Source organism: Planctomonas sp. JC2975, from assembly GCF_012985205.1.
GTDB lineage: Bacteria > Actinomycetota > Actinomycetes > Actinomycetales > Microbacteriaceae > Humibacter.
In genome coordinates this window covers 18,053-31,482 of sequence record NZ_JABEKS010000002.1, presented here as the reverse complement: position 1 = coordinate 31,482, position 13,430 = coordinate 18,053, and the positions used below count along the sequence as shown (strand labels likewise).

The window sequence follows — 13,430 nt, the reverse complement described above, 5'->3', positions numbered from 1 at the left end:
ACGAAAGGCACATCAACATGGCAGAACAGGCAGGCCGGGTCGCAGGCAAGGTCGCGATCGTGTCGGGCGGATCCCGCGGCATGGGCGCGAGCCACGTGCGCGCACTCGTCTCAGAGGGGGCGAAGGCGGTCATCGCCGACGTTCTCGATGCAGACGGGCAGGCACTGGCATCCGAACTGGGCGACAACGCGATCTTCGTGCACCTCGACGTGACCGATCCCGCCCAGTGGACGGATGCCGTGCAGCGCGCCGTCGACGCATTCGGCACCGTGGACATCCTGGTGAACAACGCGGGCATCGCCAACGGCGCTCCGCTCGAGTCGTTCCCGACGGATGCCTGGCAGAAGATCCTGGACATCAACCTCTCCGGCGTCTTCTACGGCATGCGAGCTGTTGTGCCCGTGATGAAGCAGCACTCGAGCGGATCCATCGTGAACGTGTCCTCCGTCGAGGGCCTGCGCGGATCCGTAGGGCTTCACGGTTACGTCGCCTCGAAGTTCGGAGTGCGCGGCATCACGAAGTCGGCGGCGCTCGAACTCGGGCCTTCGGGCATCCGGGTGAACTCGATCCACCCGGGACTGATCGAGACGCCGATGACCACCGACATCTCGGCGGAGAGGCTGCAGATCGCGCTCGGTCGTGCAGCGCAGCCCGCCGAGGTGTCGAAGCTGGTGCTGTTTCTGGCATCAGACGAGGCGAGCTACTCGACAGGAGCGGAGTTCGTGATCGACGGCGGCCTGGTGGCCGGAATCCCCCACAACTGAGCACGCACCACACAACAGATCGCATCAGCCAATTCGCAGCGGCAGCCGTGCATTGAAAACAGCAGTGACCGCGCTCTCGCGGCCGCAACAGCAGCTTCCCTGCTGTTCCGGAAGACAGTTGCTGTTCTCGAATAGGGGCAGAGGTAACAGAAAGGAAGAACAATGGCACACGAATTCGACGGCAAGGTCGCGCTCGTCACAGGCGGGGCATCCGGAATCGGCAAGGCCGTCGCGGTGAAGCTCGCGGCGGAGGGTGCGGCGATCGGTGTCGCAGATCTGCGTGAGGATGCCGCCCAGCAGGTCGTCGACGAGATCACGTCCGCAGGCGGTCGCGCCATCGCGATCGGCGTCGACGTCGGTGATCCCGAGCAGGTGAAGGGCGCCGTGGACGCCACGGTGCAGGCCTTCGGATCCCTCACGCTCGCCCTCAACAACGCCGGCATCGGAGGACCGCAGGGCGCCATCCAAGACATCGACATCGACGGCTACCTGAAGCTCATCGACGTGAACCTGCACTCCGTGTTCTACGGCATGAAGTACGAGATCCCGGAGCTGCTCAAAGCAGGCGGGGGCGCGATCGTGAATACGTCGTCCATCCTCGGACTCGTCGGAACCCCGCTCGCCATCCCGTATGTCACGGCGAAGCACGCCGTTGCCGGCATGACCAAGGCGACGGCTCTGCAAGTGGCGAGCCAGGGCATCCGCATCAATTCGGTGCACCCCGGATACATCGACACACCGCTGCTGCAGGGCATGCCGAAAGAGGCATATGACGCGCTCGTTGGCCTGCACCCGATCGCACGCCTCGGCACGGCGGAGGAGGTCGCGGAGCTCGTGACGTTCCTCCTGTCGGACCGCGCCGCATTCATCACGGGGTCGCAGCACGTGGTGGACGGCGGATACACGGCGCAATAACGCACGGAAGGCTCAGGACGCGCGGCCGCCGAGCAGCTCGAGCGCCGTGTCCCGGATGCGCTTCGCCTCTGGCGCATCCGTCATGGTGCGGAACGGCGGCCGACGTCTGGGCGGACCGGACACGCCGAACCAGTGCGATGGTGCGTACATGGCGGGTGCGGGAGCATCCGCCGTCAGAGCCGCCACCGCGGTCAGCGCACCCTGCCGCGGGCTGTTGCCGAGATTCCGGGTCACCGCATCGACGGCAGCGCGAGGGAGCAGCGCCCGAATCGGCGCAGCGATCGCCGTCGCCGGAGCGACTCCCGGATGACACAGGTTCACCGTGATGCCCTGCGCAGCACCCTCTCGCCGCTGCAACTCCGTCGCGTACAGTCCCAACGCGATCTTGGACATGCGATAGGCCCGCAGTGGACCGTATCGCCGCTCGCTCTGCAGGTCGTCCCAGGCGAGACGTCCGTGCCCTCCCTCGAGGCTGACCTGCGCCGCGACGCGAGCGCGACCAGCCACCAGAAGAGGCAGGATGCCGTCGGTCAGCGCGACATGACCCAGGAAGTTCGTCTGGAAATGCACCTCGAATCCGTCGGGCGTGACATGACGGATCCGGTCGCCGAAGAGCACCAGGCCTGCGTTCATCACGTAGTGATGGATCGGCTCCCCTCCGGCCAGGAGTAGGTCCGCCAGCGCGCGCGTCGACGCGAGGTCGGCCAGGTCGAGGTCGTACAGGGTGATGAGCGCATCCGGAACCGATTCGCGGATGCGCGCGGCAGCCAGCTCGCCCTTCTCCCGACTGCGCACCGGCATGAGGATGCGCCCGCTGGCGGAGGCGATCCACCGCGCGATCTCGAGCCCGATGCCGTCGCTGGCGCCGGTGATCAGCACGTTGGTGCCCGCGAACCGATCGCGTGAGAGGCGTCCGAGCGGCGCGAGCGGGCTCGGTTTCGCGCCGCTCACCCTTGGACTCGCTTTCCGACCCGACCGTTGAGAAAGCGGTCGGCGCAAGGCCCCGCGAGCCGGTTCCGGGCGTCGTCGTTCCGGCGTCCGGTCGAGCAAGAAGGAGCGTCGCTGCGGAGGCCGGAATGAGTCTCCGTACTAAGCTCCGGCGCGCTACCGGCCGGTGCCGGCATAGACGACGGCCTGAGTGTCCGCGTCCAGTCCGAAGGCCTTGTGCACGACCCGAGCCGCCTCGGCCACGGTGTCGGCACGGGTCACGACCGAGATGCGGATCTCGCTCGTCGAGATCATCTCTATGTTGATCCCCGCCGTGAACAGCGCCTCGAACAGCGACGCCGAGACGCCCGCGTTCGACCGCATGCCGGCGCCGACGAGGGCGAGCTTGCCGATCTGGTCGTCGTACTGCAGCGACTGGAAGCCCACGTCCTGCTGCTCGGCGCGCAGTGCCTGCAGCACGCGCTGTCCGTCGCCCTTGGGCAGCGTGAAGGAGATGTCCGTGAGGCTGGTGGCCGCGGCAGACACGTTCTGCACGATCATGTCGATGTTGGCGTTGGTCTTCGCGACGATCTTGAAGATCTGGGCCGCCTTGCCGGGAACGTCGGGAACGCCGACGATCGTGATCTTGGCCTCGCTCAAGTCGGTGGCGACACCCGCGATGATCGGCTCTTCCACTTTCCCGCCTCTTTCTTGGATCTTCTCCTGCAGCGCCGCGACCTTCTCGGCGTAGTCGTCCGTCGTCTCGTTGAGCACATAGGTGCCCTCGCCGTTGTTGAACGACGAGCGCACGTGCAGTGTCACACCGTGGCGGCGCGCGTATTCGACGGCGCGGATGTGCAGCACCTTCGCTCCGGACGCCGCGAGTTCGAGCATCTCTTCGCTCGTGATGTAGTCGATCTTCTTGGCCAGCGGCACGATGCGCGGATCCGAGGTGAAGACTCCGTCGACGTCCGTGTAGATCTCGCAGACGGACGCCTCGAGCGCCGCAGCGAGCGCGACGGCCGTCGTGTCGGATCCGCCACGGCCCAGCGTCGTGATGTCTCGCGACTCGCGGCTGAAGCCCTGGAATCCGGCGACGATGACGATGGCACCCTCGTCCAGGGCCTCGCGGATGCGCCCGGGCGTGACGTCGACGATGCGGGCCGCCCCGTGGCGGGCATCCGTGATCATTCCGGCCTGGCTGCCGGTGAACGACCGCGCGTCGTAGCCCATGGACTTGATCGCCATCGCCACCAGCGCCATCGAGATGCGCTCGCCGGCAGTGAGCAGCATGTCGAGTTCGCGGGGCTCCGGGATCGGCGTCACCTCGTGCGCGAGGTCGATCAGTTCGTCCGTCGTGTCACCCATCGCACTGACGGCGACGACGACCTCGTTGCCGGCCTTGCGCGTCTCGACGATGCGCTTGGCGACCCGCTTGATGCTCTCGGGGTCGGCGACGGATGAACCGCCGTACTTCTGCACGATCAATGCCACGTGAAGGCTCCTGAAGGATGCTCCTGAGGGGGATGGGACCCGGCGCAGCGGACGACCGCCTGCGACTCGCGCCCGGTATCCCAATTCTAAGCGTCGCGGAATGCGCGTCTGCGCACGAAGCGACGTGCAGGACCGTCAGCCGGCCGCGGAGGTGGGGTTGCCCGGCGACCCCTGCTCCGCTGTCGCCTTCCCCGCATCCGCGTGCGCAGTCGGATGCAGGTGCAGGCGCACTCCCGTTCCTTCCCTGGAGCGCGCCCCGCTGCGCAACGGGTCTTCGATCCATCGCTTCGAGACGAAGCCGACGCCGATCCCGAGCGCGATGAGCAGCAGAACACCCCACCACGGCGTCGGAGACCCCGAGACGAACGGGAAGAGGAAGATGATCGGCCAGTGCCAGAGGTAGATCGAGTATGAGGCATCGCCGAACGCCTGGATCGGAGCCCACTGCGCGAGGTACGACGGAGACCACGCCGACTGCGGTGTGCCCGCTGCGATGACAGCCACGGCGCCCAGCACGGGGAACAGCGCGTACCAGCCGGGGAAGTGCTGCTGGTCCCAGGTGAAGAAGTAGGTGCCGAGGATCGCGAGGAGTCCCGCCCAGCCGAACAGGATCCGCGCTCGCATCGGCAGGCGCCCGAGCCCGGGCGTGAGTGCGAGCAGTCCGCCGACCGCCAGCTCCCAGGCGCGGGCGTTGGTGGCGAAGTATCCGAGGTTCACGTTCGCAGACGTGGCGAGCACGCAGTCGATGAAGGATGCGACAGCGACGACGCCGAACACCCAGCGCAGTTGCGTGCGGAATCCCGATCCCCGCCGGCGGCTGCGCCGCACGAGCCACACGATCAGCAGGATCAGCGCCGGCCACACCAGGTAGAACTGCTCCTCGACGCCCAGCGACCAGTAGTGGAGAACCGGTGTCGGTGGAAGATGGCGGAGCACGGCATCCGTACTCTGCGAGTTCGCCAGTTCGCTCCAGTTCTCCACGCCGAGCGCGGCCGCGAGCATCTCGTGGAAGAAGTATCCCCACTGGATGCGCGGCACGAACGTGAGCGTCATGACCGCGCTGAACGCGATCACGACGTACGCGGCGGGCAGCAGGCGCCGGATGCGTCTCCCGTAGAAGCGACGGAACGAGATGCCCCCGGTGCGGTCGACCTCGCGCACGAGCATCCCGGTGATCAAGAAGCCGGAAACCACGAAGAACACGTCGACGCCCGCATCGCCGCCGGGAATGTAACCGGGCCAGGTGTGGAAAGTGATCGTGCCAACGACGGCGAGCGCCCGCAACGCCTGGATCTCGGGACGGATGCGCGTCACTGGTTTCGCATCGGCCCCCCGCATACCCGACAGACTCTGCCGCGAACGTGCGGTCGCCGTATGCGAATCCTGTGCGTGGCCTGTCAGCCGGTGCCCGAACCCTCGGCTCGTCTCAGGCTGGGGCGCCCCCGGCCGTCCCGTCGGCGGAGTTCTCTCGCCCAGCCGCCGCTGCGAGAGTGGCGTCGGAAGCCGCGCGGCTCGGAGCGGCACTCCTGTCCTCGCTCTCACCGACGACGTCCGATTCGGCGGTGTCGGCCACCTGGGCTCTGTCGGCCGCGTGGGCGGTATCGGCGGCGTCGGCCCGCCAGGTCCTCAGGCTCGGGATCGCGGCGCCGATCACCCCTGCTCCGATGACGCAGGCGATGCCTCCGATCCATGCGCTCACCGATCCGGAGGTGAGCGAGGCGACGGTCCCCGCTCGCAGGTCGCCGAGGCTCGGGCCGCCGGCGCCGACGAGGAAGTCGAGCGAGTTCATGCGGCCGCGGAGGGCATCCGGGGTCGTCCGCTGCACGATGGTGCCACGGCTGACAACGGTGCCGGTGTCAGCGGCGCCGGCGATGACGAGCCCGAACAGCGCGAGCGGAAGCCATCCGCTCAGCCCGAACAGCGCGACCCCGACGCCCCAGATCGCGCAGCTGACCACCATGACGACGCCCTGTCTCGGCTGCTTGGTGATGCGTCCGGAGAACACTCCCGCGAGGATTCCGCCGAGACCGATCGCCGGAACCATGAGCCCCAGCGTCGCCGGCGACCCGCCGAAGCGTTCGGCGTTGATCACGGGGAAGAGGGCGATGGGCATCGCGAGGACCATGGCGTTGAGATCAGTCGCGAAAGCGCCGAGCAACACCGGTGTGCGGAACAGGAACGTGACGGAGGAGAGGATGCCGCGCCCCTCCTTGCCGTCGCCCGATGCGGCCTCCGGCATGGCGGCATCCTTCGGCAGCGCGCCGATGCCCCACAGGGAGGCGATGAACGTCACCGCGTCGACGGCGAGGCAGACGGCCACACCCCATTGCGCCACGATGAGGCCGGCGGCGAACGGTCCGGCGAGCGCGGCGACCTGCGACGAGAGGCGCATGAGCGCGAGGCCGCCGCTGAGGCGCTCGCCGTCGAGCAGGCGTGGCGCGAAGGTCTGGGCGGCGGGGAAGGCGATGGAGCCGAGGCCGGATCCGATCGCGGTGAAGACGAAGATGATCGGCACGTTGGCCCAGCCGGCGAAGACGACCGCGGCGAGAGCAACGGCGCTGACCAGTTGGATGACGCGCGTGCACAACAGGAGCGTTCGGCGATTCATCCGGTCGGCGAGGATGCCGCCGACGAGCCCGCCGACCACGATCGGCACCGCGCGCACGACGCCCGTGAGGCCGACGATGAGTGCCGAGTGCGAGAGCTCCCACACGTAGTAGAGGAGGGCGAATGAGCTGAGCTGGGATCCGAATCCGTTGATCGTCGTGCCGATCCAGAACGCACGGAACGCCGGGATCTCGCGCAGCGGACGGACGTCGACGAGATGGTCGCGCAGGCTCATCGGTCGCCCTGGGATTTCGGGAAGCTCTGGGATGTCGGGAAGCCCTGGGCTCTCGTGCTGTCCTCGCGCATCTGGCGCAGAAGGCGATCGGTGAAGGACTCGCGGTCGAGCGCTGCACTCATCGATGTGACGACCTCATCCAGCGAGATCCCTGCCTCGTCGGCCACTTCTCGCACCGCGCGCTCCGTCGCGTACCACTCGTTCCAGAGCTGAGGCGCCACCTCCCGGCCATGATCGGTGAGCGAGACGATGCGGCTGCGCGCATCCTCTCCCGGCTCCGAGTCCACGAGCCCCGACTTGCGCATCGCTGCGACGGACTGGCTCATCGCCGAGTGCGTCACGCCGCAGCGCTCGGCGAGGTCGCGGATGCTCATGGCCCCGTCCTCGAGGAACATCAGCGCAGCGCTGAACCGCGTCGGCACCCCCTCGATGCCCAGTGCCGTGTAGGCCTCGGCGATGCCGTCGTCCATCCGCTGCTGCAGCGCTCGGAACGGACGCCACGCGCTGGGCAGGTCGTCGATCGTGTGCGGCCGCGCCGATGCCTCTGGCGGTTCGGATGATGTCACAGCGCTAATATAACAGAGCTGTCAGACTCCGCCGATCCGTTCGATCGGCCGATTGTCCGGCGGTTGCGTGCGGCGACCAGACACTCCCAGACGGATCCGTCAGACCGGCAGCGCGACGCCCGCCAGCCGTTCCTCGGTGTACGCGTCGATGGCGACGACGGTCTCCTCTTCGACGTGGAACGCCATCAGCGAGGTCGGACGTCCCGCGACCATGACCAGCACGCCCGGCTCGCCGTCGACGACGACCGGCCGCAGCACGGCGTCCGGGTTGGCGAACATCATGGCCCGCGATGCGACGGTCTCGTTGCCGCGCACGATCACGGAGGCCGAAGGCCCTCCGTCGACGCGGAGAGCGACGTCAGGAGCGAGAAGCGCAACGAGCCGGTCGAAGTCGCCCTCGTGCGCCGCGGCGAAGAACGCGTCGACCACGCGGCGACCATACGGCCCGGCGCCGGTGTGGCGGGCGCCGACCTGACGGGTGTCGGTGTCGGGAGCGCCGGCATCCGCTCGCACTCGTCGCCTCGCCCGGCTCGCCAGCTGGCGGGCCGCCTCCGGCGCCCGGTCGAGCAGTTCACCGATCTGTTCGAACGGCACGTCGAACGTGTCGTGCAGCACGAACGCCACTCGTTCCGCCGGGCTCAGCCGGCTCAGCACGATCAGCAGGGCGGTCTCGACGGCATCCGAGAGCTGGGCGGAGCTTTCCGGATCCGCGAGCACGTCGGCCGACTCCACGACGGGATCGGGCAACTGCTCGTCGTAGTCCGTCTCGCCGCGCGTTGTGCGCGACCTCAGCATGTTGAGGCATACGCGGGAGGCCGCAGTGGTGAGCCATCCGCCGAGGTTCTCGATGTCGTCGTCGCCCGTGCGGGACAGGCGGATCCAGGTCTCCTGCACCGCGTCATCCGCTTCGGCATCGGACCCGAGCATGCGGTATGCGAGGCTGTGCAGCCGACCGCGATGCTCCTCGAATCGTTCGGCGAGACGAATCTGATCGGACATGTCACGTTTCCTTCTTGTCGCTGGTCATCAGTGTGTTCGCCGGTATGACCCGCAGTCGCCGCCAGACGTGACCGCCGACGCACGATCGGCGACCGGCCTCGGCGACTGCGCAGCGGCGACAGTGCAGGCGACAGCAGTCCCGACATCAGCACTCATGACAACAGGGAGATCATCATGACCAACACCACTGCTACTTCTGACCTCGCGGACACCGCTGAGATTGTGGACGCGGAGCCACTGGTCGAGGTGAAGGCGCGCATGCCGCACCCCGCATTCCTGCTGGAAGGCGGCATGGATGCGCTCACCGCGATGAACAAGGCGACCCACTCCACCGATCTTCCCGAGGCGATCCTGCACCTGGTGACCTTGCGGGCCAGCCAGATCAACGGATGCTCGTGGTGCACCGTCGAGCACACGCGCGAGTTGCGGGAGGACGACGGCGCGAGCGACGAGCGCATCGCGGCCGTGGCATCCTGGCGCGAAGCTCCGTACTTCACCGCGCGGGAGCGCGCGGCGCTGGCCTTCACGGAGGCGCTGACCCGGCTTGCTGACCGTCCGGATCCGGTCTCCGACGAGCTGTGGAACGAGGTCAAGGGCCTCTTCAGCAACAAGGAGATCTCCGCGCTGCTGTTCTCGATCGGCACGATCAACGTGTGGAACCGCATCAACGCGGCGATCCGCCAGCCGGCCGGCAAGCGCTGACTCGCCGGGTGCGCACGGGCCCTCAACCGATTACGGATGCCTCGCCGCTGTCGGATGGCGCGGGGTCGGGAAGGCGTCGCATCCGAAGCGCATTGCCCGCGCCGAGCAGACCGGCCAGCAGTGGGATCAGAAGGGCCACCTGCAGTGCGAGCGGCCGCGCCTCGGTGTTGATGCGGACCACTTCCTCCCGCACGGCGGGGTTCTCGTGCGCGAGTTGCTTCTCCAGTTGCGTGTTCGACATCACCTGCGCATCCTCTTCGAGCGCGGTCGCCACCTGCTGCTTGTCCTCAGCAGGGAGCACGGTGCTGGCGTTCGTGAGCGAGGTGAAGGTGAGTGAGAGCGTCGCCAGCATGATCGCGCCGGCGAAGGCCAGGCCGAACGAGAGACCGAACGATCCAGCCGCCGAGTTCACGCCGGCCGCCTCGCTGACCCGCTCATCGCTGATCGGCGACAGCGTGTAGTTGTTGAGCTGCGAGACCAACAGACCCAGTCCGCTACCGCTGATGATCAGCGGGATGGTCAGGAACCACCCGTTCGTCGCGATCGGCACGATCGGGATGATGATCACGATGCCGATCACGGACAGCAGGAAGCCGGACAGGATGAGGTTCGCCGGTCGCCACTTCATCCTGCGGCCGGCCAGTAGCGCGATGACGAACATGCTCAACGAGAGCGGCGCAATCGACAGGCCGGCCAGGAGCGCGTTGTACTCCAGCACCATCTGGAGGTAGATGGGCAGGGCGATCATGGTGCCGCCCAGCGCCACCTGCTGGAGCAGCTGTCCGCTCACCCCGGTGCGGAACAGCTTCGAGGTGAAGAGGGCCGGATCCAGCAGCGTCGCCTTGTTCCGCTTGCTCCTGGCCCGCAGCCAGAAGACGAGGCCGACGAGTGCGGCGGCACCGACCACGATCAGCAGCAGAACGTATTCGCCGCCCTCCTGCCAGACGAGGATGCCGGTGACGATTCCGCCCATTCCGATCACGGACAGGAGTGCGCCGATGAGGTCGATCGAGCGTCTTCCGGTGTACGGCACGTCGTGCACCAGCCCGATGCCGGCCAGCACGACCGCGATGATGACGGCCTCGAGCAGGAAGCCGACCCGCCACGACAGGAAGGTCGTGATGAAGCCACCGAGGAGAGGTCCGACCGCTGCGGCGATCGCAGCGGATGCGCCGACGAGCGCATACACGCGCTTCTGATGGTCGCCCTCGAAGTTGCCGTGGATGAGGGACTGCATCGATGGCAGCAGCAGTGATGCGCCGATCCCGCCGATGAACGCCCAGAAGATGACGATGGTCAAGAGGTTCTGCGCCAGCGTCATGGCGATGGCGCCGACCGCGTACCCGAGCAGCCCCAGGATGTAGGCCAGCTTGCGGCCGATCAGGTCCCCGGTCTTGCCGCCGATCAGGATGAAGGCCGCCGACACCAACGCCTCCAGGGCGATCGCTCCCTGCACGCCGCTCACGGTGGTGTCCAGGTCGCGGACGACGGCCGAGATCGACACGTTCATGAGCGACGTGTCGACCACGAGCACGAACATCGCCATCGCGAGGAGGATGGCGAGCCGCAGATTGAAGCGCGTCGGTGCTGCCTTCGCGTCACTCATGCGCGCACCGAAGCCGGGACATCTGGGATCCGAACTCGTCGGCAGCTCTGCACATCGTCATCCCTCCACCGCTGCTGGAGAATGCCATCGTCCAGTGTCGGCTTCGCCGGATCCGGATGCGCGGGCCGCCCGTCGGTTCACCCCTTTCGGGTCGTTTCGCACTGGCGAGTTCCTGGGCTCGTCAGAGCCGCACCGCGAGATCGGCACGATCGCGCACGGCCGCGATGCGGCGCGCATTCGGCTCGTCGACGCGCTCGACCCAGGCACGGGCATCCGCTGGGCTCTTGCCGAACCTCTCGTGCCGCGCGATCAGCCGCGGCAGTCGGACGGCGTCCGGTGTCTCGACGAACCATGCCTCCGTGAGCAGCGAGCGGATGCTCGGCCACGGCGCCTCCTCGTCGAGCAGGTAGTTGCCCTCCACGATCACGACCCGCACCTCGGGCTCGATCGCGATACTGCCCGCGACCGGCTGCTCCAGGTCACGCTCGAACGCCGGTGCGTACACGGTGTTGTCGCGTTCCGCACGGATGCGACGCAGCATCGCGAGCAGCCCGTGGCCATCGAAGGTATCGATCGCGCCCTTGCGCTGGAGGCGTCCGAGACGGATGAGCGCGGCATCCGCGAGGTGGAAGCCGTCCATCGGGAGCACCGCGACCTCGTGGGCGCGGCCACGCGCGGATGCTGCATCCGCGAGAGCCCCAGCAAGCGTGGACTTGCCCGCGCCGGGTGCGCCGGCGATTCCGAGGATTCGGCGATCCGACGACGAGTCTCTCCCAGCGCTGCCGCTGCCGGTGTCGGTGTCGGGTCCGGTGCCAGGATCGGCGTCGGTGCCTGGGGCCGGAGTGTCGGCGAGCGCGAGCATCCGGTCGGTCAGCGCGTCCAACCGGGGATATGCGTCGAGGGTCATGCGTTCGATCCCAGCGCATCGAGCACCCCGTGCGCGAGCCGCACGATCGTGGGCGTCACCGTCATGATGTCACGCTGATCCGGTCCCGCGATCGTGTCGAACGTCTCGAAGCTGGTCAACGCTTGCAGTTGCCTGACGAGGTCGCTGGTCGATTCTCCGGGGCGAGCCGCTCCCGCGGCGCTCATCTTTCCTGCAGCGCCGGCGGGAGGTTCCGAGTCCGTCTTTCCTGCGGCGCTGTCCGAAGATTCCGAGCCCGTCCTTCTCCCACTTATCCGCGCCACGAGCTCGGTCAACCCGGCCAGCCGCCGTTCGTCTCTCGGCCCGATCACGGCCCTCACCTCCGGGTCGAGGGCGGCGAGCGCGCGGAGCCGGCGCATGGCATCCCTGTCGGCCTGCCAGAACCGGCCGAAGCACTCGATGAACGCGTCGAGGGCCGCTCGTGGGTCCGGATCGCCGAACGCGCGGGGCAGTTCCGCTAGCCCGCCCAGGCGGGCCAGGTCGTCGCAGAGCGCCTCGAGCAGCCCGACCTTCGAGGCGAACTGGTAGTAGACGGTGCCGCGCGAGACATCCGCTCGCGCGGCGACCGCGTTGACGGTGAAGTCCGTGTAGCTGGTGGCTTCGCTGAGAAGGGAACGGGCGGCATCCAGGATCTGCCGGCGCCCCTTGCTGATCTGGTCGCCGCGCAGACCGAGGTTGTAGGGGCGTGGGCTCATGCTCTTGACCGTGCCGTTCCGTCGACGTTTAATTGAACAAGCTGTACGAACAAATAATACCGCATGGATGCGCCACTCGCCCCCAGCGTGCAGCGCGCGTCCCGAACGGGAGGAGCGCACGACATGACCGAGACGTTCGACCGGCAGGCAGGCGCCGGCGCGATCTGTCCGGATCTCGACGGTAAGGTCGCCGTCGTGACAGGCGGCTCACGTGGCATCGGAGCGGCGACGGCCCGAGCGCTGGCAGCCAACGGTGTTGAGGTGGCCGTGGTGGGCAGGGATCGGGCAGCCGTGGATGCCGTGGCCGCAGACATCCGTGATCTCGGCGGCAAGGCGATCGCGATCGCCGCTGATTGCACCGTCGATGACGACCTGCACCGGCTCCGAGCCGAGGTTCACGCGGATCTCGGACGGGTCGACATCCTGGCGACGTTCGCTGGCGGCAACGGGCAACCGGTGCCGACGACGACCGAGACCGCCGAGCACTGGCGTCGGGTGCTCGACGGAGACCTCACCGCCACCTTCCTGACGATCTCGGCCTTCCTCGATGACCTGACCGCGGGCGGCGGGTCGATCGTGACCATGGCGTCCTCAGCCGCACGCGAGCCGACCGACGCCAATGCGGCGTATGCGGCGGCCAAGTCCGGAGTCATGGGCCTCACCCGCCATCTGGCCGGCGAGCTCGCCCCTCACGGCGTGCGCGTCAACTGCCTCTCCCCCGCCACGATCGAAACCGAGCGGATGCGCGCGTACACGAGCGACGAGGTCCGCGCACGCCTCGCCGCAGGCTTCCCGCTCGGCCGCCTGGGGCAGCCGCAGGATGTGGCGGCCGCAGCGCTCTTCTTCGCCTCGGGAGCGTCATCCTGGATCACGGGGGTCACGCTCGATGTCGCGGGCGGGCACATCGTGTGAGTCGAAGGTCGGAGTCAACGAAACGCTGCCGGAGCGAGAGCAACATGCTGGCGGATGCGAATCGACGATCACCGCAAAGTCGC

13 protein-coding genes are annotated in these 13,430 nt (G+C 67.8%); 4 read left to right on the top strand and 9 right to left on the bottom strand.

The window, feature by feature from the left end; genetic code table 11:
- Positions 1-17: 17 nt before the first annotated feature.
- Both HII28_RS13680 and HII28_RS13675 read left to right on the top strand, forming a co-directional pair.
- Positions 18-764, top strand: coding sequence for a glucose 1-dehydrogenase (locus tag HII28_RS13680; RefSeq protein WP_170026174.1), 747 nt, complete (start codon positions 18-20; stop codon positions 762-764).
- A 162-nt stretch (positions 765-926) separates the two neighbouring features.
- On the top strand, positions 927-1,679 hold the full coding sequence (locus HII28_RS13675) for a glucose 1-dehydrogenase (RefSeq protein ID WP_170026173.1): 753 nt from the start codon (positions 927-929) through the stop codon (positions 1,677-1,679).
- A gap of 12 nt (positions 1,680-1,691) precedes the next feature.
- On the opposite strand, the gene HII28_RS13670 is transcribed toward HII28_RS13675, so the two are convergent.
- From HII28_RS13670 to HII28_RS13645, 6 genes are all read right to left on the bottom strand, one after another.
- Complete coding sequence (locus HII28_RS13670; RefSeq protein ID WP_170026172.1) at positions 1,692-2,630, bottom strand: SDR family NAD(P)-dependent oxidoreductase; 939 nt, start codon at positions 2,628-2,630, stop codon at positions 1,692-1,694.
- A gap of 153 nt (positions 2,631-2,783) precedes the next feature.
- Positions 2,784-4,100 (bottom strand): aspartate kinase, encoded by a 1,317-nt coding sequence (locus HII28_RS13665; RefSeq protein WP_170026171.1) that lies wholly within the window; start codon positions 4,098-4,100, stop codon positions 2,784-2,786.
- A gap of 135 nt (positions 4,101-4,235) precedes the next feature.
- Positions 4,236-5,438, bottom strand: coding sequence for an acyltransferase (locus tag HII28_RS13660; RefSeq protein ID WP_170026170.1), 1,203 nt, complete (start codon positions 5,436-5,438; stop codon positions 4,236-4,238).
- 88 nt (positions 5,439-5,526) lie between these two features.
- On the bottom strand, positions 5,527-6,942 hold the full coding sequence (locus HII28_RS13655; protein ID WP_170026169.1) for an MFS transporter: 1,416 nt from the start codon (positions 6,940-6,942) through the stop codon (positions 5,527-5,529).
- Complete coding sequence (locus HII28_RS13650; protein ID WP_205864936.1) at positions 6,939-7,508, bottom strand: MarR family winged helix-turn-helix transcriptional regulator; 570 nt, start codon at positions 7,506-7,508, stop codon at positions 6,939-6,941. The genes HII28_RS13655 and HII28_RS13650 overlap by 4 nt, the downstream gene beginning before the upstream one ends.
- Positions 7,509-7,607: 99 nt before the next feature.
- Positions 7,608-8,507, bottom strand: a complete 900-nt coding sequence (locus HII28_RS13645; protein ID WP_170026168.1) for a sigma-70 family RNA polymerase sigma factor — start codon at positions 8,505-8,507, stop codon at positions 7,608-7,610.
- Between the two features lie 174 nt (positions 8,508-8,681).
- On the opposite strand from HII28_RS13645, the gene HII28_RS13640 reads away from it, so the two are divergent.
- Positions 8,682-9,209: a carboxymuconolactone decarboxylase family protein gene (locus HII28_RS13640; RefSeq protein WP_205864935.1), complete on the top strand. Its 528-nt coding sequence runs from the start codon at positions 8,682-8,684 to the stop codon at positions 9,207-9,209.
- 22 nt (positions 9,210-9,231) lie between these two features.
- On the opposite strand, the gene HII28_RS13635 is transcribed toward HII28_RS13640, so the two are convergent.
- From HII28_RS13635 to HII28_RS13625, 3 genes are all read right to left on the bottom strand, one after another.
- Positions 9,232-10,815, bottom strand: a complete 1,584-nt coding sequence (locus tag HII28_RS13635) for an MFS transporter (RefSeq protein WP_170026167.1) — start codon at positions 10,813-10,815, stop codon at positions 9,232-9,234.
- Between the two features lie 181 nt (positions 10,816-10,996).
- Positions 10,997-11,722 carry a nucleoside/nucleotide kinase family protein gene (locus tag HII28_RS13630; protein WP_240977962.1) on the bottom strand — a complete coding sequence of 242 codons (726 nt, stop codon included), beginning with the start codon at positions 11,720-11,722 and terminating at the stop codon, positions 10,997-10,999.
- Entirely contained in the window at positions 11,719-12,435 is a 717-nt protein-coding gene (locus tag HII28_RS13625; protein ID WP_170026166.1) for a TetR/AcrR family transcriptional regulator, read from the bottom strand. The genes HII28_RS13630 and HII28_RS13625 overlap by 4 nt, the downstream gene beginning before the upstream one ends.
- 123 nt (positions 12,436-12,558) lie before the next feature.
- Here HII28_RS13625 and HII28_RS13620 point away from each other — a divergent pair, with 123 nt between their 5' ends.
- The gene (locus HII28_RS13620) at positions 12,559-13,347 is read left to right on the top strand and encodes an SDR family oxidoreductase (protein WP_170026165.1); all 789 of its coding nucleotides are present in this window, start codon (positions 12,559-12,561) and stop codon (positions 13,345-13,347) included.
- Positions 13,348-13,430: the final 83 nt, after the last annotated feature.